The sequence below is a fragment of the Microbacterium terricola genome (assembly GCF_027943945.1).
GTDB classification, from domain to species: domain Bacteria; phylum Actinomycetota; class Actinomycetes; order Actinomycetales; family Microbacteriaceae; genus Microbacterium; species Microbacterium terricola.
In genome coordinates this window covers 906,170-926,079 of the sequence record NZ_AP027141.1, presented here as the reverse complement: position 1 = coordinate 926,079, position 19,910 = coordinate 906,170, and the positions used below count along the sequence as shown (strand labels likewise).

Genomic DNA, 19,910 nt, shown 5'->3' with positions numbered 1-19,910 from the left:
TTCCGCGCGTCGCGTCATCTGCGCCCGGCGTGCAGCACGGTGCGCACGAGCAGACCGGCGACGAGCGCCCAGAACGCAGCGCTGACGCCGAGGATCGCGACGCCCGACGCGGCGACCAGGAACGTCACCACGGCCGGGAGACGCTCCCCCGGGTCGTCGATGGCCTGCTGGACGGCCGAGCCGAACGCCGCGAACAGCGCCAGACCCGCGACCGCGGGGATCACGGCCTCCGGGGCGAGCACCACGAGCGCGACGAAGATCGTGGAGGCGGCGCCCAGCAGCACGGCGGACACCCCGGTCGACGCGCCCGCCACCCACCGGCGTCGCGGATCAGGGTCGGCCTCGGGTGCGGCGGCGAGCGCGGCGCTGATCGCGGCGAGGTTCACGGCATGCCCGCCGAACGGCGCGCTGATCGCCGTGCCGAGACCGGTGACCAGCATCGCTGGCCGCCACGGCACCTCGTAGCCGAAGCTGCGCATGATCGCGACCCCCGGCACGTTCTGCGAGGCCATCGTGACGATGAACAGCGGCAGCGCAAGGCTGACGAGCGCCCCGATGGTGAGGGTCGGCGCGGTCAGCTCCAGATGCGGGAGAAGCAGCGCGGGATCGACGGCCACGCCCTCGGCGACCAGGTTCACGATCACGACGATCGCGGCGGCGACGAAGGCCAGCGGAACCGCCCACCGGGGCGCCAGCCGCGCGCAGACGAGCCAGGTCAGCACGACCGGTGCGACACCCCACGGGTTGGCGACCAGCCCGGTCACCGGCGCGAGGCAGAGCGGAAGCAGCACCCCGGCGAGCATCGCCTGGGCGATCGAGGGAGGGATGCGGGCGATGAGGCGACCGAGCTGAGGCCACACCGCGGTGAGAAGGATCAGCGCGGCGACTACGAGGAACGCACCCACGGCGGCCGGCCAGCCTCCCTCGACCGCGCCCGTGGCGGCGAGCAGCGCCGCGCCCGGCGTCGACCACGCAACGGTGATCGGCATGCGATAGCGGCGCGCCAGGATCAGCGACGCCAGTCCCATGACGACGCAGAGGGCCAGCAGCCCGCTGGCGGCCTGCGCCGGGCTCGCCCCCACCGCCGCGAGCCCGGTGAGCACGACGGCGAACGAGCTGGTGAAGCCGACGAGGGCGGTCACCACCCCCGCGAGGATCGGGCGCGCGAGCGTGTCGGAGGGAGCCGGGTTCACCCGCCTCACGCTAACGGATCGCTACGCGGTGACGACCTGCGCGGTGCCGAGCGGTGCGTCGGGGCCCATCTCGGCGGCGAGGCGGTTCGCCTCTTCGATGAGGGTGGCGACGATGTCGGCCTCCGGGACCGTCTTGATGACCTCGCCCTTGACGAAGATCTGCCCCTTGCCGTTGCCGCTCGCCACGCCCAGGTCGGCCTCGCGCGCCTCACCCGGTCCGTTGACGACGCAGCCCATCACGGCGACGCGCAGGGGCACGGTCATGTCCTTGAGCCCCTCGGTCACGTTGTCGGCGAGCGTGTACACGTCGACCTGGGCCCGCCCGCAGGACGGGCAGGAGACGATCTCGAGCTTGCGCTCGCGAAGGTTCAGCGACTGCAGGATCTGGTGGCCGACCTTGACCTCTTCGGCCGGCGGGGCGGACAGCGAGACGCGGATGGTGTCGCCGATGCCCTCGGCGAGCAGGATGCCGAACGCGGTGGCCGACTTGATCGTGCCCTGGAAGGCGGGGCCCGCCTCGGTGACGCCGAGGTGCAGCGGCCAGTCGCCCATCTCGGCGAGGAGACGGTACGCCTTCACCATCACGATCGGGTCGTTGTGCTTGACCGAGATCTTGAAGTCGTGGAAGTCGTGCTCCTCGAACAGGGACGCCTCCCAGCGCGCGCTCTCGGCGAGCGCCTCCGGGGTCGCCTTGCCGTACTTCTGCAGCAGACGCGGGTCGAGCGAGCCCGCGTTCACGCCGATGCGCAGTGAGACGCCCGCGGCCTTCGCCGCCTGCGCGATCGCGCCGACCTGGTCGTCGAACTTGCGGATGTTGCCGGGGTTCACCCGGACGGCGGCGCAGCCGGCGTCGATCGCCTGGAACACGTACTTCGGCTGGAAGTGGATGTCGGCGATCACCGGGATCTGACTCTTCGACGCGATGATGTGCAGCACATCGGCATCGTCCTGACTCGGCACGGCGACGCGGACGATCTCACAGCCGGATGCGGTCAGCTCGGCGATCTGCTGGAGCGTCGCGTTGATGTTGGTCGTCGGGGTCGTCGTCATGGACTGCACGCTGACCGGGGCGTCGCCGCCCACGAGCACTTTGCCGACCTTGATCTGACGGCTCTTGCGACGGGGGGCGAGGACGTCCGGGACGCGGGGCATCCCGAGATTGACAGCTGGCACGTCCCCCAGCCTACGCCGCGCCGACTCGGCGGAGCCTGGATGGGCTGATCCGCCCGGTAGCGTTCCGCCATGAGCATGAGCCACCATGTCGGCAGGATGACGGGGCGCGACCCGCAGGAGCGTCACCGCGCCTCGACCCCGCTCGAGCTGCTGTTCGACCTGACGTTCGTCGTGGCGTTCAGCCAGATCTCCGGCCAGGCGGCCCACTACCTCGAGATCGGCGACCTCAGCACCGCGCTGAGCGCGTTCGCATTCACCGTTTTCGCGGTGACGTGGGCCTGGATCAACTACTCGTGGCTCGCGTCGGCGTACGACAACGACGACATCTTCTTCCGGGTGGCGACGCTGGTCGAGATGGTCGGCGTGCTGGTGCTCGCCCTGGGTGTTCCGCCGGTCTTCCACTCCATCGCGGAGGGCGGCCACCTCGACAACACGGTCGTGGTCGCCGGCTACGTGATCATGCGCGTCGCCGCCATCGCGCTCTGGCTGCGCGCGGCGGCGCACGACGCGGCGAGGCGGAAGACGTGCCTGGCCTACGCGGGCAACATCGCGATCGCCCAGGTGTTCTGGGTCGTCCTGATCTTCCTCAACCTGCCGATCGGGACGACCTTCGCCATCACGACCGTCCTCATCCTCTTCGAACTCGCCGGCCCCGTGTTCGCCGAGCTGCGCTTCGGCCGCACCCCCTGGCATCCGCACCACATCGGCGAGCGCTACGGGCTGCTCGTCATCATCACCCTCGGCGAGATCATCCTCGGGACGATCCTCGCGATCTCCGCCGTCGTCGAGGCGGAGCACGAGTGGAGCGTCGAGGCCGCCCTGCTCGCCCTCGGCGGAACCAGCCTGGTGTTCGCGCTGTGGTGGGTGTACTTCACGATGCCGTCGGGCACTCTGCTGGCACGCCACCCTGCACGGGCATGGCTGTGGGGGTACGGGCACATCATCCTGTTCGGCTCGTTGGTCGGCGTCGGCGCCGGCCTGCACGTCGCGGCGCAGGTCATCTCGCACGAGGCGCACGTCGACGCGGCGTTCGCCCTCATCTGCGTCGCGGTGCCCGTGCTCGTCTACGAGATCATGCTGTTCACTCTCTACACGCTCCTGCTGCGCCGCTTCGACCCCTTCCACATCTGGCTCTTCCTCGGCGGGGTGGTCGTCCTGGCCGCCGCCGTCCTCGCCGTCTCCGCGGGCGCGTCGATCGGGACGGCCCTGCTGATCGTCGCCGCCTCTCCGGTGGTCACGGTCGTCGGCTACGAGACGGTCGGCTACCGGCACCAGGAGGGCGCGCTCGAGGCGGACGCCCGGTGACGCACCGCGTCCGCACGATCCGTCGCTGTGGTAGTTTCGGCCCATGTTCGCGAACCCCACCTGGTGGCACACCCGCTGAGGCGGTGTGTTTCGCGAACCCGAGACCACAGACCGCCCGAGGGCGGTCTTTCTCATGTGAGCACCCGCCCGCGACTCCACGGAAGGCTCTTCGATGACCGAGGACGCTCCCCGCGCCGCTGAGCTGCTCAGCCGACTGATCGCCGCCGACGCACCCTTCGCCCTGATCGCCCGCGACGGCACGACCGTCGAGGTGCTCACCGGCGAGATCGTCGATGTCGATCTGCTCGCCGACATCCCCCTCATCGACGCCACCGGCCGGCCGCGCGAGGTGCTCGCGCTCGTGCCGTTCCGGCAGGTGCGCGAACGCGGATTCGAGTGCCACGACGACGGGGCGCCGCTGCGCTGCCTCGTCGTCGACCGACGTGTCGCGCTGCCGCGCGCCGACGTCCTCTCGACGCTCCCCGGCGCGCCGGTGCCTCTGCGCGACGCCGGCTTCGACATCCCCGACGAGGAGTACGCCGAGATCGTCCGCCGGGTGATCTCGGACGAGATCGGCCGCGGCGAAGGTGCGAACTTCGTCATCCGCCGCGACTTCACCGCCGCTGTCGACGCGGACCCGACCACCGCGGCCCTGACCTGGTTCCGCGCCCTCCTCGAGCAGGAGCGCGGTGCGTACTGGACGTTCGCGGTCATCACGCCCGGGCACATCGCGGTCGGCGCGAGCCCCGAGGCGCATGTCAGCGCCCAGGACGGCGTCGTGACGATGAACCCGATCTCCGGCACGTTCCGCCACCCGGCCGGCGGCGCCACGGCGGCCGCCCTCAGCGAATTCCTCGAGTCTGCCAAGGAGACCGAGGAGCTCTTCATGGTCGTCGACGAAGAGCTCAAGATGATGAGCGCCGTCTGCTCGGACGGCGGCCGCATCACCGGTCCGCACCTCAAGGAGATGTCGCGGCTCACCCACACGGAGTACGTCCTCCGGGGTCGCTCGCGGCTGGACCCGCGCGACATCCTGCGCGAGACGATGTTCGCCCCCACCGTCACCGGCTCGCCCATGCAGAACGCGTGCACGGTGATCACCCGGCACGAGCGCGGCCCGCGCGGCTACTACTCGGGTGTCGCCGCGCTGTTCACGCCGCGCGCATCGGACGTCGGGTCGGATGCCGGTGAACCCACCCACGACCTGGACGCCCCCATCCTCATCCGCACCGCCTATCTCGTCGACGGGATGCTGCGCGTCCCGGTCGGCGCGACGCTCGTGCGCCACTCGGACCCCTACGGAGAGGTCAGCGAGACCCATGGGAAGGCTGCCGGCGTGCTGGGCGCGATCGGCGCGGTGCCCCGCACCGGCGCCGCGGCGCCGCTCGACGCGGTGGCGGGCGACGTCATCGACGAGGACGCCCCGGCCGTCGCCGCGGCACCGCTGGCAGACGACCCCGAGATCGCGGCGCTGCTCGCCTCCCGGAACGCGCGGCTGGCCTCGTTCTGGCTGAACCCGCAGGGCGCGACCGAGGCCGGCCCGTTCGCCGGGCGGTCAGCCGTCGTCGTCGACGCGGAGGACCGCTTCACGACGATGCTCGCCCACCAGCTGCGCCATCTCGGCCTCGACGCCCGCATCGTGCACTGGAGCGAGGTCACCGACGCCGAGCTGGATGCCGCCGAGCTGGTGGTGTCCGGTCCGGGACCCGGCGACCCGCGCGACCCGGACAGCCCCCGCATGCACCGTCTCCGCGACATCGTGGCCCGGCGCCTCGACACCGGGCGTGCCCTGCTGGCGGTGTGCCTGAGCCACCAGATCCTCGCCGACCGCCTCGGGCTCGACCTGGCGCCGCTGGAGCGGCCGCATCAGGGCCTGCAGAAGACCGTGGACGTGTTCGGCACTCCCGCGTCCATCGGGTTCTACAACACGTTCACGGCCCGCGCGGCCGCCGGTGCGACGCGGATCGGCGAGGCGCAGATCTCGGCCGACGCGTCGGGCGACGTGTACGCGCTCCGCGGGGAGGGATTCGCGTCCGTGCAGGGGCATCTGGAGTCGATCCTGTCGCGCGACGGCATGACGACTCTCGAGCGCCTCATCGCGCACGCGCTCGCCTAGGGCCTCACCGCCTCCACCCCGTTTACGGACGGGACACGCCGCGTCGATGCCGGGGGCCACGGCGTGTCGCGACCGTAAACGGACCCGGACGGGTCACAGACCTCGCCGGCGCGAGATCAGCCGACGCTCCGCATCGTTCGCGGTCAGCTCGAGGGCACGCAGGTCGGCGGCGAGCGCCTCGTCGTCGCGTCCCAGTGCCGTCAGCATCCGCGCGCGCACGGCGTGCCACAGGTGGTAGCGCTGCAGGCGCTCCCCCAATGCATCGACCTCCGCCAGCGCCGGGGCGGCCCCGGCCACCTCGGCGAGCACCACCGCCCGATTGAGCCGAACGATCGGCGACGGGTCGTAGCCGAGGAGCATGTCGTAGAGCACCAGCATCTGCAGCCAGTCGGTCTCGGCGAGCGTCGCCGCGTCGCTGTGGCATGCGGCGATCGCGGCGTGCAGCTGCCAGCGACCCGGGCTCTTCCGCGCCGCCGCGCGGGCGAGCTCGGTCTGCCCCTCGGCGATGAGCCGCGGATCCCAGCGGCTGCGATCCTGGTCGCCCAGGAGGATGAGCTCGTCGTCGACGGCCCTGGCCGACTCCCGCGCGCGGTGGAACAGCAGCAGGGCGTGCAGCCCGGCGGCCTCGGCCTCCGTCGGCAGCGCCTCGGCGACCACGCGGGCCAGCCACAGCGCGTCGTCCGCCAGATCCCGGTCGGCGGCGGCCCCGGCACCCGCCGCGAGGTGGGCGGAGCCGTACATGACCGAGATCACGGTGAGCACGATGTCGAGCCGGCCGGGGCGCTCAGCGGGTTCGGGGATCCGGAGGGGGATGCCGGTGTCGGCCATCTTGCGCTTCGCGCGCGAGATCCGCTGGCCGACGGTGGCGGCGGGTTCGAGGGTGGCGAGCGCGATCTGCTCGGTCGTCACCCCGAGCACGGCCCGCAGCGTCAGGGCGAGCTGCGCCTCCGGCGCGAGGGCGGGGTGACAGCATCCGAACAGCAGCGGCAGTCGCTCGTCCGGGTCTCCGGCCGCCGGCACGGCCGGCACGGGCTGCTCAGCGAGGAGCGCGAGCTTGCCGCGGTAGGTCTTCTCCCGCCTCAGCCGGTCGAGGGCGTTGTGGCGGGCGGCCTGCATCAGCCAGCCGCCCGGGTTGGTCGGCACGCCGCGCCGCCGCCACTGCCGCAGCGCCTCCTCGATCGCCTCGGCCGTCGCCTCCTCGGCGACGTCGAGGCTCCCGGTCGCTGCCGTCAGCGCCCCCACGATCCGTGCCGACTCCGCCCGCACCACGCGGGCGAGTTCGTGATCGGATGCTGCGCCGCGGGCATTCTGATCACCCGCGGCGGCAGCATCCTCTCGTGTCACTGCTCGAACTGGTCGTAGTCGGTGACCATCGGGCGGATCTCGACCGCCACGCCCGGCAGCTCGAGCGGCGGCCAGGTCTTCACGACGGCGATGGCCGCATCGAGGTCGGCCACGTCGATCACTGAGAAGCCGCCGATGACCTCTCTGGCCTCTGAGAACGGGCCGTCGACGACGACCGGGCCGCCCGAGCCGTGCGCGACGGTGGTCGCCGTGGAGACCGGCTGCAGCTCGGCGCCGCTGTCGGCGATCACGTCGGCGTGCTCTCCGAACCAGCGATAGACGCGTTCGTACACCTCGGTGTTGGTGTCGGCCGTGACATCGGCTGCCAGGTCGGGCGTCGAGGTGAACATGATGACGTACTTCACGGTCGTTGTCCTTTCGTCAGTGGAACCGTTTCACCCCCACAGCGAACGGGCAACACCGATTTCGACAGCCTCGCGAAGATCCGCTCGTCAGAACAGCGAGACCGGATTGAAGATGTCGGCGATGATGAGCACCGCGCCCATCGCCATGAGCGCGATCACGACCACTAAGGTCACCGGCACCAGCTTCGTGGCGTCGACCGGCTTCGGCGGCGGGCGGCGGAACAGCTTCGCCCATGCCCGCTTGATCCCGTCCCACAGGGCGACCACGATGTGGCCGCCGTCGAGCGGCAGCAGCGGCACCATGTTGAACACGAACAGCGCGATGTTCAGCGAGCCGAGCAGCCCGATGATCCCCGCCACCCGGTTGAGCACAGGGGCGTCGGCGGCGGCGACCTCGCCCGCGAGCACACCGGCGCCCACGACGCTGAGCGGCCCGTTCGGGTCGCGCTCCTGGCCGGTGACGAGGTCGACGCCGGTCTGCCAGACCTTCACCGGCAGCTGCCAGATCACTCCGCCTACCGCGACGACGTTCTCGAACGCCATCTGCGGACCGGCCCAGAGCGGCTGCGGAACGAACTCGGCGGTCGGCTGGATGCCGAGGAAGCCGATCTCGGCCGGATCGGCCTCGCCGTCCGGGGCTGCGCCGACGATGGGCGCAGGGGTCGCCGTGAGGGTCTGCTGGGCGCCGTCGCGCTCGATCACGAGCGTGATCGGCTCACCAGGAGAGGCCTGGATGATCGCGGATGCCTCCGCGAACGTCGAGACGGGGGTCCCGTCGATCGACACGATCTCGTCGCCCGGCTGAAGTCCTGCCTCGACCGAGGGCGCCGCCGGGTCGTCAGAGGTGCACGAGGTGGCTCCGGTCGCGGGCACGCACTCGGAGAGCGCGGCGACGGTCGTGGTGGCCGTCTGCACGCCGATGCCGCTCAGCAGGATCGAGAACAGCACGATCGCCAGCAGCAGGTTCATCACCGGGCCGCCGAGCATGATGATCACGCGCTGGTGGACGGGAAGCTTGTAGAAGACGCGATCGTCGTCCTCGCCGGCGAGGGTCTCGTCATTGGCGACGCGGGCGTCCTGGACCATCGTCGCGAACAGTCCGCCGCCGGCACGACCTTCGGCACGAGAGGGCGGGTACATGCCGGCCATCGAGATGTATCCGCCGAGCGGGATCGCCTTGAACCCGTACTCCGTCTCGCCCCGGCGGCGGGAGAACAGGGTCGGGCCGAAGCCGATCATGTACTGCCCCACGCGCACGCCGAACCTCTTGGCAGGCAGCAGGTGGCCGAGCTCGTGCAGCGCGATCGACACGGCCAGGCCCACGATCATGAGCACGATGCCGACGAGGAACGCGATGGCTGTCACACGCTCACGGTACCTGCGCCGGGCTTGGAATTGGCCGAGGGTAGGCTGATCGCTGTGACGATCCGACAGCTGCGCGCACTGCGTGCCGCGGCCGCCGCATCCGTCGCCGTCGTGGTCTCCGCCGCCGCGCACACCCTCGCCGGGGGCGGCGCCCCGCCGCCCGCCCTGCTGCTCGCGGTCGTGCTGCTGGCGTGGCCGGTCTGCGTCGCCGCGGTCGGCCGCCGTCTGTCGCTGCCGGGTCTCACGGTCGCGGTGCTGGCGAGCCAGGCGCTGTTCCATCTGTCGTTCGCCCTCGTGGGGGCGGGCTCCGGCGCCATGGCGGCCCACACGCACCACGGTGCCGTCGCGCTGTCGAGCGAGCCGGCCGTCGGCGGCGGGGCGCTCCTCCCCGACACCGGCATGACCGTGCACCACCTGGTCGCCGCGCTCGTCACCGTCGCAGCCCTGCATCGGGGCGAGCGGATGCTGCGCGCCATCGCCTCCGGCATCGCCCGGCTGCTGCCGCGTATCGCCGTCACCGCCGAACTTCCCCGCGCCGTGGGGCTGCGTCTCATCGCGCCGTCCACCCGCCGCGCCCCCGCCGTCGTCTTCCTCACGGATGCGCCGCGCCGAGGTCCCCCTGTTCGCTGAGTGAACCCACGCGGACGTGTCATCGTCCGACGCGCTTCTCAGGGAGCGCGACCCCACTCATGTGCGCGCCCGGTCGCGCCGAACATCTGCGCGCGCAGGCGCGCCGAACAGGAAGACCCCATGACCCCTCGAACCACCGCGCGCTCCGGCGCACGCACCGCCCGCACCCTCACCGGCGTCACGCTCGGCCTCGCGTTCGCCGTCGCCGTCCCCCTGGCCGCCTCCGCCCACGTGCACGTCACCCCGGAGGAGGCGGCGGCCGGCACCACCACGCGCCTCAGCTTCTCGTTCAGCCACGGCTGCGACGACTCGCCCACCACGGCGGTCGTGATCGACATCCCCGACGGGGTCGCCACCGCCACCCCCGTGCTGGACGGGGCATGGACCATCAGCCGCGAGCTGCGCGCAGACGGCACCGCCGCGCAGGTCACCTTCACTGCGGACGAGCCGGTCGAGACGGGCGTCGCGGCCGCTGTGAGCCTGGACGCCCTGATCGCCGAGGGGGCGGCCGACTCCACCCTCGTGTTCCCCGTCACCCAGGAGTGCGTCGACGGCGAGACGGCCTGGACCGAGGTCGCCGCAGACGATCAGGACCCGGAGGAGCTGGAGAGCCCCGCACCGCTGCTCACCGTGGGCGCGGTCGCCGAAACCGGTGACGCGCACGGCCACGGCGGCAGCGCGAGCGAGGAGTCCGGCGAGCACGAGCACGCCGCCGCTGCGGAGTCGACGGACGCCGTCACCGCCGACCCGGTCGCGCGCTGGCTCGCCGCGGGAGGCCTCGCGGCCGGCGTCGCTGCACTCGTCGTCGCACTGGTGCGTCGCCGCCGCGCCTGACCGGCCCGCCCCGCCCATCCGGGGAGGGGTGGCTCCCCTCCCCGGATGGCAGAATGGGACGGCTATGGCGAACGATGCTCCCTCCAACCTGCCCCCCGTGCTCCGGCCGGACGCACCGCCGACCCACACGCTCGTGCAGCTGGCCGAACGGTTCGGCACCGGCGTGCGCGGCGACCTGGAGGGTGTGGAGCTCACCGGACTGACCCTCGCCACCGCTGATCTGCGCCAGGGCGACGTGTTCGTCGCCGTCCGCGGCGTCAACCGGCACGGCGCGGAGTTCTCCGCGGCGGCCGCGGAGAAGGGCGCCGTCGCGGTCGTCACCGACGAGGCCGGGGCGGAGGCCGCAGCATTCAGCGGTCTGCCCGTCGTGCTCGTCGACGACCCGCGCGGCGTGCTCGGGGCGCTGTCCGCCTGGGTCTACTCGACCGGGCGCGATGACGAACTCCCCACCCTGTTCGGCACGACCGGCACGAACGGCAAGACCAGCGTGTCGCACCTGCTCGAGGGCATCCTCGGTCAGCTGGACGTGACGACCGGGCTGTCCTCGACCGCCGAGCGGCACATCGCCGGGCAGGTCGTCGTGTCGCGCCTGACGACGCCCGAGGCGTACGAGATGCACGCGCTGCTGGCGCTCATGCGCGAGCGGGGCGTCGAGGCGGTGGCCGTCGAGGTCAGCGCGCAGGCGCTGAGTCGACGACGCGTCGACGGGATCGTGTTCGATGTCGCCGGCTTCACGAACCTCTCGCACGACCACCTCGACGACTACGCGGACATGCGCGAGTACTTCGAGGCGAAGCTGCCGCTGTTCCGCCCTGACCGGTCGCGCCGCGCCGTGATCTGCCTCGACACCGCGTCGGGCGCGGAGGTCGCCGCCCGCTGCGAAGTGCCCTACGTGACGGTCGGCACGCCGGCGATCGCGTCGGATGCGGATGCCGCCGCCGCCGCGGACTGGACCGTCGAGATCCTGGAGGAGCGACCGGAGGGAACGCGCTTCCGCCTGGTCGGCCCCGACGGACGCGCCCTCACCACCGTCGTTCCGGTGATCGGGCGGCACATGGCCGCGAACGCCGGCCTCGCGATCGTGATGATCCTCGAGGGCGGCTACAGCTGGGAGTCCCTCGTCGCCGCGCTCGATGGGGGCCGCATCGACGCGCACCTGCCAGGGCGCACGCAGCTCGTCTCCGGCGAGCACGGCCCTGCCGTCTACGTCGACTTCGGCCACTCCCCCGACGCCTTCGAGAAGACGCTGGCCGCGATCCGCCGGGTGACGCCCGGCAAGGTCCTCATGCTCGTGGGCGCCGACGGCGACCGCGACGCCACCAAGCGCCACGACATGGGCCGCACGGCCGCCGAGGGCAGCGACATCCTCGTCATCACCGACCACCACCCCCGGTTCGAGGAGCCGTCCGGCATCCGGGCGACCCTCATCGAGGGCGCCCGCCGCGCGAGGCCCGACGCCGAGATCCACGAGTACTCGCCGCCCGAGGCCGCGATCGTCGCGGCAGTGGGCATGGTCGGCGAGGGCGACGCGATCCTGTGGGCCGGCCCCGGCCACCAGGACTACCGCGACATCCGCGGGGTGCGGACGCCCTACTCGGCCCGCGAGCTGGCGCGCCGGGCCCTCAAGGCCGCCGGCTGGCCCGTGCCCGACCCCGCGTGGCCGGTACCGTACCCGCCCGAGGACTGAGCGGCAGCATCCCCGCGCGGCTCAAGTCGCGGCGATCGCGCGATCGGCGGCGGCGCGAGCCCATTCCTCCGCCGCGGCCAGGCTCTCGCGGGTGAGCGCGTCGGGTGGCTCGTGCGCATCGACGACCCGGTCGACCGTGTCGAGGATGCCGAGGTACGACAGCCGTCCCTCGTGGAACGCGTCGACGGCCTGCTCATTGGCGGCGTTGAACACCGCCGGGTAGGTGCCGCCGGCTCTCCCGACGCGCTTCGCGAGGCGCACCGCGGGGAACGCCTCGTCGTCGAGCGGCTCGAACGTCCAGGATGAGGCGACGGTCCAGTCCAGCGGGCGGCCCACCCCGCCGACGCGGTTCGGCCAGCCGAGCCCGAGCGAGATCGGCAGCCGCATATCGGGCGGCGAGGCCTGGGCGATCGTCGACCCGTCGACGAACTCGACCATCGAGTGCACGATCGACTGCGGGTGGACCACCACGTCGATCTCGTCGTAGGGCACCCCGAACAGCAGGTGCGCCTCGATGACCTCGAGCCCCTTGTTCACGAGGGTCGACGAGTTCGTCGTGACCACGCGGCCCATGTCCCACGTCGGGTGGGCGAGCGCCTGCGCCGGGGTGACGTCGGCCAGCTCGGCGCGGGTGCGGCCGCGGAAGGGGCCTCCGGATGCTGTCAGCACCAGTCGCCGGACCTCCCCCTGCTGGCCCGCGCGCAGCGCCTGCGCGATGGCGGAGTGCTCGGAATCGACCGGCACGATCTGGCCGGGGCCGGCGAGCGCCGTCACCAGGTCGCCGCCCACGATCAGCGACTCCTTGTTGGCCAGCGCGAGCGTCCGCCCCGCCGCGAGCGCGGCGAGCGTCGGCCCCAGGCCGACGGACCCGGTGATGCCGTTGAGCACGACATCGGCCTCGACGTCGTGCACGAGCTGTTCGGCCTCGGCCGCGCCGAGCGCCGTGTACTCGACGCCGAACTCCGCCGCCTGGGCGGCGAGGGCCTCCCGCTGCGAGCCGGCGGAGAGTCCGACCACCTCGAAGCGCTGCGGGTTGGCGCGGATCACATCCAGCGCCTGCGTGCCGATCGAGCCGGTGGAGCCGAGGATGAGGACGCGACGCATGGGCTCCAGCCTAGCCAGCGCCTGATCCCCGGCTCGGAGACGCGGGCTACTGGGTGACGGCCCGCTGCGTGCCGAGGATGTCGACGACGAAGACGAGGGTCTCGCCGACCAGGTCGTCCTCGTTGATCTCGCCCTCGCCGTAGCCGTCCGCCGGCGGGATCACCGCGATGACCTGCGAGCCGACGGCCTGACCCTCGAGGGCCTGCTTGAAGCCCGCGACCACGCCGGTGGTCGGGAAGGCCGTGGGGGCGCCGCGCTCCCACGAGGAGTCGAACACGGTGCCGTCCGACCACTTCACGCCGGTGTACTGCACGAAGACGGTGTCGCCCTCCTTGACGACCGCGCCGTCGCCCTTCTTCAGCTGGGCGACCTCGGTCTTGGTCGGGGCGTCGCCGCCCGGCAGCTCGATGGTGGGCGCGCCGTCCTCGGCGAGCGTCACCGTCGGCATGCCGTCCGTGGGAGCGACGTCCTCACCGGTGGCCTGCGTGGGCAGCTTCTCCACGCCCTGCGCGACGAGCGCCACCGAGCTGCCGCCCTCGCCGAAGGCGGAGCCGGGGATGGTGATGGCGGCGGTCGAGCCGAGCGGGGCGCACTCGAGCGCCGCGACGAACACCGAGTAGGCGCTGGCGTCCAGCAGGATCGGGACCAGCCCGGACTCGTCGGCCGACGTGTCGACGGAGGTCTCCAGGCGCTTGCCCGAGGCGCCGTCGTAGAACTCGTACGCGCCGGACACGAGGTCGCCCACGTGCAGCTCGTCGCCGTCGCCCTCGCTCACGATCGTGCGCTGGATGTCTTCGAAGCCGAGGTCGGCGGGAACCGTGGCGTCGAGCTCAGGAGCCTCGCCGGCCACCGTGATCGCGTCGGAGTCGGCGCCGGGCTGGGCGTCGAGCAGGCACTCGGAGTCGGTCGACGACGGCGTCGGCGACGCCTCGGGGTCGCCCGACGACGAGCAGCCGGCGAGGAGGAGCGCTGTGACGGCGACGGCGGACAGGGCGACAAGCGGACGAATGCGCACGAAGAAGACCTCAGAAGTGGGATGAAGGGATCCTCTATCTTCCCGCACATTTCCCCTGCCCGTGCTGAGAATGCCCTATGCCGACCGGGGCATGGATTCAGGAGTACCCTCAACGGGTGACATCCGAGGAGACGAGCGAGCCCGCAGAGGCCGATCACCCCGTCTCCCCCGCCCCCTCCGAGGTCTCCGCCGACATCGAGCAGGCAGCATCCCCGGTCCGGCGCGCGAGCCTCACGTACAAGCTCGGCCGCGGCGTCATCAACCCGCTCGCACGGCTGATCTACCGCCCGCGCATCGAGGGCAAGGACAACGTCCCGCGCACGGGACCGGTGATCTTCGCCAGCAACCACCTGTCGTTCATCGACTCGATCGCGATCCCGGTGGCCGCTCCGCGCCCCGTGCATTTCCTCGCGAAGGCCAGCTACTTCGACGGCACCGGCTTCTCGGGCTGGATCAGCCGCGAGTTCTTCACGTCCATCGGCGCGATCGCGGTGGAGCGCGGTGCGGGGCAGGCGGCACTGGACGCACTCGACCAGCAGCGTCAGCTGCTCGAGGAGGGCAGCGCCGTCGCGCTGTATCCCGAGGGCACCCGTTCGCTCGACGGCCGCCTCTACAAGGGCCGGACCGGCGTGGCGTTCCTCGCGCTGCAGACCGGTGCGCCGATCGTCCCCGTCGGCCTGATCGGCACGGACGCGGCCATGCCCGTCGGCGCCAAGCTCCCGTCGCTGCGCGCACGCATCACCGTCAAGTTCGGCGAGCCGATCGACGTCACCCGCCACGGCGCAGCCAACTCCGGTCGGGCGCGCCGGCTGGCCACCGACGAGATCATGGCCGCCATCCACGCCCTCTCCGGGCAGGAGCTCGCCGGCGCCTACAACGAGCCTCCCGCGCACACCCCGATCGAGCGCATCAAGCAGGTCCTTCCCCACGAACGTCTGTGACCTGGGCCTGTCGGCTTGCCTCCTGCCCTGCAATGGGTTTCGCTAGCAGACAGGACGACGCGGGGAGGCGACGTGGGGCAGGCCGAACGCGCAGAGGTCACGAGACTTCGTGAACGACCCCACGCCGATGTGCTGGTGATCGGCGGCGGGATCAACGGCATCGCGACGTTCCGCGATCTCGCGCTCCAGGGCGTGGACGTCGCCCTCGTCGAGCGCGGCGACTACGTGTCGGGGGCGTCGTCGGCGTCCAGCCACATGGTCCACGGCGGGATCCGCTATCTCGAGAACGGCGAGTTCCGTCTCGTGAAGGAGGCGGTGACCGAGCGGAACCGGATGCTGCGCACAGCGCCGCACTACGTGCAGCCGCTGGAGACCACCATCCCGATCTTCTCCACGTTCTCCGGCATCCTCTCCGCCCCGTTCCGCCTCCTGGTCACGCACGGCCGCGGCAAGCGGCGGGAGCGGGGCGCGCTCCTGATCAAGATCGGGCTGGTCATCTACGACCTGTTCTCACGCGACGGCGGCACCGTGCCGCGGCACCGCTTCCGCGGGCGCACCCGGTCGCTCGAGGAGCTTCCCGAGCTCAACCCCGGCATCCGCTACACCGCGACCTACTTCGACGCGTCGATGCGCGACCCGGAGCGCCTGGCGCTGGACGTCCTGCACGACGGGCTGGCGGACGGCGGCTCGCGGGCCCGCGCCGCGAACTACGTCGCAGCCGTCGGCCGGAACGGCGCCGCGGTGCGCCTGCGCGACGCGGAGACGGGGGCGGAGTTCGAGATGACGGCGCGGGTCGTCGTGAATGCGAGCGGCCCGTGGACCGACCTGACCGGTGGCGCGCTGGGCGCGCCGAGCCGGTACATGGGCGGCACGAAGGGGTCGCACATCGTGCTCGACTGCCCTGCCCTGCTGGAGGCGACGGGCGGCCGCGAGCTGTTCTTCGAGCATTCCGACGGCCGCATCGTGCTGATCTACCCGCTGCGCGGGAGAGTGCTGGTCGGGACAACCGACGTCGACGCCGATCCGGCCGCCCCCGTCGTCTGCACGGACGACGAGATCGCGTACTTCTTCGACCTGATCGGGCACGTCTTCCCGTCCATCCCGGTCGACGCCTCGCACATCGTGTACACGTTCGCGGGCATCCGCCCGCTCCCCCGGCACGACGACACCGCACCGGGGTTCGTGTCCCGCGACTACCGCATCGAGCAGTCGGCGGTCGCGGGGATCCCCCTCCTCAGCCTGGTGGGCGGCAAGTGGACGACGTTCCGGGCGGTCGCCGAGCACCTCAGCTCCCGCACCATGGCCGCGCTGGGCCGCGCACACGCGGTGAGCACCGCCCGTCTGCCGATCGGCGGCGGCAAGGGCTATCCGCGCACCGCGCGCGGCCGGCGCGACTGGGTCAGCGCCAACGCGCAGGGGCATGATCCGGCGATCGCCGCGGCCCTCCTCGAGCGGTACGGGACCCGCGCGAGCGACGTGCTCGCCGCGATCCCGGTCGGCGCCGCCGAGCTCGAACTCGTGCCGGGCTACTTCGCCGCCGAGATCGCGCACATCGCCCGCACCGAGCATGTCGTGCACCTCACCGACATCGTCCTGCGGCGCACCGGCATCGCGTTCGTCGGCGGCGTCACGGAGGGGATGCTGCGACAGCTCGCCGAGGCGGCGGGCGAGGCCGTCGAGTGGGATGCCGAACGGCAAGAGGCCGAGGTGGCCGACACGGTCGAGGTGCTGCGGCGCGACCACCGGGTGGAGATGGAGCATTCATGGCAGACCACGTGATCGCGATCGATCAGGGCACCACCTCGACGAGGGCGATCATCTTCGACCGGCGCGGTCGCGTGGTCTCGTCCGGCCAGAAGGAGCACGAGCAGATCCTGCCGCGGCCCGGCTGGGTCGAGCACGATCCGCAGGAGATCTGGCGCAATGTGCAGGAGGTCGTCGGCCTGGCCCTCGCGAGGGCGAACCTGACCAGGCACGACCTGGCGGCCGTCGGGATCACGAACCAGCGCGAGACGGCCGTGGTGTGGGATCGGCACACCGGCGAGCCGGTGCACAACGCCATCGTGTGGCAGGACACCCGGACCCAGCCGATCGTCGACCGCCTGGCTGCGGACGGCGGCGTCGACCGCTTCGCCGACGATGTCGGCCTGCCGCTGGCCACCTACTTCTCCGGCACCAAGGTCGCGTGGATCCTCGAGAACGTCGAAGGCGCACGCGAACGCGCGGAGGCGGGCGACCTGCTCTTCGGCACGCCCGACACCTGGGTGCTGTGGAATCTCACCGGCGGGCCCGACGGCGGCGTCCACGCGACCGACGTCACCAACGCGTCCCGGACCCTGTTCATGGACCTGCGCACCCTCGCCTGGCGCGACGACATCCTGGCAGCGTTCGGCGTGCCGCGCTCGATGATGCCCGAGATCCGCTCATCGAGCGAGGTGTACGGCGTCGCGAGGAGCTCGTCGCTGCTGCGCGAGACACCTGTCGCCGGCATCCTCGGCGACCAGCAGGCGGCGACGTTCGGGCAGGTGGCGTTCGACCAGGGCGAGAGCAAGAACACCTACGGCACCGGCAACTTCCTGATCTTCCAGACGGGCGAGGAGATCGTGCGCTCCCGCAACGGCCTGCTCACCACGGTCGGGTATCAGCTCGGCGAGGAGCCGGCCCGCTACGCCCTCGAGGGCTCGATCGCCGTCACCGGCTCGCTCATCCAGTGGCTGCGCGACCAGCTCGGCGTGATCAGGCGCTCGGAGGACGTCGAGCAGCTGGCCCTCAGTGTCGAAGACAACGGCGGCGTCTACTTCGTGCCGGCCTTCTCGGGACTGTTCGCGCCGTACTGGCGGCCGGACGCCCGCGGCGCGATCGTGGGCCTCACCCGGTTCGCGAACAAGGGCCACATCGCGCGGGCGGCCCTGGAGGCCACCGCGTTCCAGTCACGCGACGTGCTCGATGCGGTCGTGGCCGACGCCGGCGTCGAGCTCGCCGAGCTCAAGGTCGACGGCGGCATGACGGTGAACAGCGCGCTGATGCAGTTCCAGGCCGATGTGCTCGGCGTGCCGGTGGTGCGTCCGGTGGTCGCCGAGACCACGGCCCTCGGTGCCGCCTATGCCGCAGGCCTGGCGGTCGGCATGTGGTCTGGCCTGGACGAGCTGCGCGAGAACTGGCGCGAGGGCGCCCGCTGGGAGCCGACGATGGACGCGGCCGAGCGCGATCGGATGCTGCGCCTCTGGCGCAAGGCGGTCGACACCTCGATGGGCTGGGTCGACGCCGACGTGCGGTGACCGACCGGCGTCAGCCGGCGACCGCCAGTCGTCAGCCGGCGACCGCCACGGTCGGCTCGTGCCGGACCGGGAAGTTCACCGAGTTCGCGATGAAGCACCACTCCCGCGCCTGCGCGTGCGCGGCCTCGGCCGCGGGCACCATCGCCGGCTCGGCGACGGTGACGCGCGGCCGCAGCACGACCTCCTGGAACGCGCCACCCCCACGGCCGTCCTCGACCATCACTCCGGTCGCCTCGTCGCTGTAGTCGACGACCACCACGCCCGCCTGCACGCACGCGTGCAGGTACGACAGCAGGTGGCATTCGCTGAGCGACGCGAGGAGCAGGTCCTCGGGGTTCCATCGTGCGGGATCGCCGCGGAAGGGCTTGTCGGACGAGGCGAGCAGCTCCGGCTTGCCGGCGACCGCGATCGTGACCGAGCGGTCGTAGTCGCGGTAGCCGCTCGTGCCCGTCCCCCGGTTCCCGGTCCAGGTGGTCTGCAGTGCGTAGCGGTGCTGTCCCAGCATCCGACCAGTGTGGCATGACGCATGAACGGCGCACCCCCGGCGATAGGCTGGGTCCGTGTCGCAGACCTTCGCCGCCGCCGACGCCGTCGAGCTCGCCGTCGTCGAACGCAGCGGCTTCATCGAGTCCCGCCACGTCGGCTCCGCGATCGTGCTCGACCCTGAGGGCATCGCGGTCGCGCAGCTGGGCGACGTGCTCTCGCCGGTGCTCCCCCGCTCGAGCCTCAAGCCCGTCCAGGCGCTCGCCTGTGTGACCGCCGGCGCCGCCCTGGAGGGCGAGCGGCTGGGTCTCGCGACGGGCAGCCACGCCGGCACCGACCGCCACGTCGCAGTGGTACGCGACATCCTCGACTCCGCGGGACTCGACGAGAGCGCGCTGGCGTGCCCGCCGGCCTGGCCGGGCGATACCGCATCCCGCGACGCGATGGTGCGCGCCGGCGACGAGCCGCAGCGCATCCGGATGAACTGCTCCGGCAAGCACGCCGCCATGCTCGCCGCCTGCGTCGCCTCCGGCTGGGACACCACGGGCTACCTCGATTCCGCCCACCCGCTCCAGGCGCACATCCGTGAGGTCATCGAGCGGCTCATCGGCGAGAAGACCGGCCAGCCGGCGATCGACGGATGCGGTGCGCCCGTGTACGCGATGAGCCTGGCCGGCCTCGCGAAGGCGATCCAGCGGATCGGCACGTCGTCGGAGCGCTCGCCGTTCGCGCTGCACCGCAGCGCCGGCGTCCTCGTGCGCGCAGTCCGTGAGAACCCCTGGACCGTGGACGGCCCCGGCCGCGACGACACCGTCGTCATCGAGCGCCTCGGCGTCTTCGCCAAGGGCGGCGCCGAGGGCGTGCAGATCATGGTCGCCCCGAACGGCACGACCGTCGCACTCAAGATCCTCGACGGCGGGATGCGGGCACGCACCGTCGTCGCACTGCGCCTGCTCGAGCAGGCCGGCGCACTCGCCCCCGCCGACGTCGCCGCGGCTGTGCAGAGTCTTCCGCTGTCGGTCACCGGCGGCGGTCACGATGTCGGGGCGATCCGCCCCGCGTTCTGAACGGGTACAC

At 72.0% G+C, this 19,910-nt stretch carries 17 protein-coding genes; 9 read left to right on the top strand and 8 right to left on the bottom strand.

Annotation, left to right across the window (positions count from 1 at the left end; all coding sequences use genetic code 11):
- Positions 1-14: 14 nt before the first annotated feature.
- Together Microterr_RS04245 and ispG are read right to left on the bottom strand one after the other, a co-directional pair.
- Positions 15-1,193, bottom strand: coding sequence for a benzoate/H(+) symporter BenE family transporter (locus Microterr_RS04245; RefSeq protein ID WP_263795947.1), 1,179 nt, complete (start codon positions 1,191-1,193; stop codon positions 15-17).
- Positions 1,194-1,214: 21 nt separating this feature from the next.
- Positions 1,215-2,366, bottom strand: a complete 1,152-nt coding sequence (gene ispG / locus Microterr_RS04240; RefSeq protein ID WP_263795948.1) for a flavodoxin-dependent (E)-4-hydroxy-3-methylbut-2-enyl-diphosphate synthase — start codon at positions 2,364-2,366, stop codon at positions 1,215-1,217.
- 69 nt (positions 2,367-2,435) lie between these two features.
- Here ispG and Microterr_RS04235 point away from each other — a divergent pair, with 69 nt between their 5' ends.
- Positions 2,436-3,671, top strand: coding sequence for a low temperature requirement protein A (locus tag Microterr_RS04235; protein ID WP_263795949.1), 1,236 nt, complete (start codon positions 2,436-2,438; stop codon positions 3,669-3,671).
- A 172-nt stretch (positions 3,672-3,843) separates the two neighbouring features.
- Positions 3,844-5,787, top strand: coding sequence for an anthranilate synthase family protein (locus Microterr_RS04230; RefSeq protein WP_263795950.1), 1,944 nt, complete (start codon positions 3,844-3,846; stop codon positions 5,785-5,787).
- A 93-nt stretch (positions 5,788-5,880) separates the two neighbouring features.
- Here the strand turns inward: Microterr_RS04230 and Microterr_RS04225 are convergent, their stop codons facing one another.
- The 3 genes from Microterr_RS04225 to Microterr_RS04215 form a co-directional block, all read right to left on the bottom strand.
- A complete protein-coding gene (locus Microterr_RS04225; protein WP_263795951.1) occupies positions 5,881-7,131 on the bottom strand; it encodes an RNA polymerase sigma factor in 1,251 nt (416 codons plus the stop codon).
- Positions 7,128-7,496 carry a YciI family protein gene (locus tag Microterr_RS04220; protein ID WP_263795952.1) on the bottom strand — a complete coding sequence of 123 codons (369 nt, stop codon included), beginning with the start codon at positions 7,494-7,496 and terminating at the stop codon, positions 7,128-7,130. Before Microterr_RS04220 ends, Microterr_RS04225 begins: the two co-directional genes overlap by 4 nt.
- Positions 7,497-7,583: 87 nt before the next feature.
- Positions 7,584-8,861: a M50 family metallopeptidase gene (locus Microterr_RS04215; RefSeq protein ID WP_263795953.1), complete on the bottom strand. Its 1,278-nt coding sequence runs from the start codon at positions 8,859-8,861 to the stop codon at positions 7,584-7,586.
- A gap of 54 nt (positions 8,862-8,915) precedes the next feature.
- Here Microterr_RS04215 and Microterr_RS04210 point away from each other — a divergent pair, with 54 nt between their 5' ends.
- The 3 genes from Microterr_RS04210 (at position 8,916) to Microterr_RS04200 (ending at position 12,012) form a co-directional block, all read left to right on the top strand.
- A complete protein-coding gene (locus Microterr_RS04210; RefSeq protein WP_263795954.1) occupies positions 8,916-9,491 on the top strand; it encodes a hypothetical protein in 576 nt (191 codons plus the stop codon).
- A 120-nt stretch (positions 9,492-9,611) separates the two neighbouring features.
- Positions 9,612-10,325 carry a DUF1775 domain-containing protein gene (locus Microterr_RS04205; protein ID WP_263795955.1) on the top strand — a complete coding sequence of 238 codons (714 nt, stop codon included), beginning with the start codon at positions 9,612-9,614 and terminating at the stop codon, positions 10,323-10,325.
- A gap of 64 nt (positions 10,326-10,389) precedes the next feature.
- Positions 10,390-12,012, top strand: coding sequence for a Mur ligase family protein (locus Microterr_RS04200; RefSeq protein ID WP_263795956.1), 1,623 nt, complete (start codon positions 10,390-10,392; stop codon positions 12,010-12,012).
- A gap of 21 nt (positions 12,013-12,033) precedes the next feature.
- Here Microterr_RS04200 and dxr read toward each other — a convergent pair whose 3' ends face one another.
- Positions 12,034-13,116 carry a 1-deoxy-D-xylulose-5-phosphate reductoisomerase gene (dxr, locus tag Microterr_RS04195; protein WP_263795957.1) on the bottom strand — a complete coding sequence of 361 codons (1,083 nt, stop codon included), beginning with the start codon at positions 13,114-13,116 and terminating at the stop codon, positions 12,034-12,036.
- A gap of 46 nt (positions 13,117-13,162) precedes the next feature.
- Positions 13,163-14,131, bottom strand: a complete 969-nt coding sequence (locus tag Microterr_RS04190) for an FKBP-type peptidyl-prolyl cis-trans isomerase (protein ID WP_263795958.1) — start codon at positions 14,129-14,131, stop codon at positions 13,163-13,165.
- Between the two features lie 116 nt (positions 14,132-14,247).
- Here Microterr_RS04190 and Microterr_RS04185 point away from each other — a divergent pair, with 116 nt between their 5' ends.
- The 3 genes from Microterr_RS04185 to glpK all read left to right on the top strand — a co-directional run bounded on the left by Microterr_RS04185 (position 14,248) and on the right by glpK (position 18,350).
- Positions 14,248-15,072, top strand: coding sequence for a lysophospholipid acyltransferase family protein (locus Microterr_RS04185; protein WP_404810165.1), 825 nt, complete (start codon positions 14,248-14,250; stop codon positions 15,070-15,072).
- 72 nt (positions 15,073-15,144) lie between these two features.
- On the top strand, positions 15,145-16,851 hold the full coding sequence (locus Microterr_RS04180; protein ID WP_263795959.1) for a glycerol-3-phosphate dehydrogenase/oxidase: 1,707 nt from the start codon (positions 15,145-15,147) through the stop codon (positions 16,849-16,851).
- The gene (gene glpK / locus Microterr_RS04175; protein ID WP_263795960.1) at positions 16,836-18,350 is read left to right on the top strand and encodes a glycerol kinase GlpK; all 1,515 of its coding nucleotides are present in this window, start codon (positions 16,836-16,838) and stop codon (positions 18,348-18,350) included. The genes Microterr_RS04180 and glpK overlap by 16 nt, the downstream gene beginning before the upstream one ends.
- Positions 18,351-18,381: 31 nt before the next feature.
- Here glpK and Microterr_RS04170 read toward each other — a convergent pair whose 3' ends face one another.
- A complete protein-coding gene (locus Microterr_RS04170; RefSeq protein ID WP_263795961.1) occupies positions 18,382-18,855 on the bottom strand; it encodes an OsmC family protein in 474 nt (157 codons plus the stop codon).
- A gap of 55 nt (positions 18,856-18,910) precedes the next feature.
- On the opposite strand from Microterr_RS04170, the gene Microterr_RS04165 reads away from it, so the two are divergent.
- Positions 18,911-19,900 (top strand): asparaginase, encoded by a 990-nt coding sequence (locus Microterr_RS04165; protein WP_263795962.1) that lies wholly within the window; start codon positions 18,911-18,913, stop codon positions 19,898-19,900.
- Positions 19,901-19,910 lie beyond the last annotated feature (10 nt).

What these genes read in the sequence shown, in the direction of transcription:
- Microterr_RS04200 (WP_263795956.1), top strand. Translation starts at nt 10,390, where the DNA reads ATGGCGAACGATGCTCCCTCCAACCTGCCCCCCGTGCTCCGGCCGGAC.
- dxr (WP_263795957.1), bottom strand. Translation starts at nt 13,116, where the DNA reads ATGCGTCGCGTCCTCATCCTCGGCTCCACCGGCTCGATCGGCACGCAG.
- Microterr_RS04205 (WP_263795955.1), top strand. Translation starts at nt 9,612, where the DNA reads ATGACCCCTCGAACCACCGCGCGCTCCGGCGCACGCACCGCCCGCACC.
- Microterr_RS04230 (WP_263795950.1), top strand. Translation starts at nt 3,844, where the DNA reads ATGACCGAGGACGCTCCCCGCGCCGCTGAGCTGCTCAGCCGACTGATC.
- Microterr_RS04235 (WP_263795949.1), top strand. Translation starts at nt 2,436, where the DNA reads ATGAGCATGAGCCACCATGTCGGCAGGATGACGGGGCGCGACCCGCAG.
- Microterr_RS04170 (WP_263795961.1), bottom strand. Translation starts at nt 18,855, where the DNA reads ATGCTGGGACAGCACCGCTACGCACTGCAGACCACCTGGACCGGGAAC.
- glpK (WP_263795960.1), top strand. Translation starts at nt 16,836, where the DNA reads ATGGCAGACCACGTGATCGCGATCGATCAGGGCACCACCTCGACGAGG.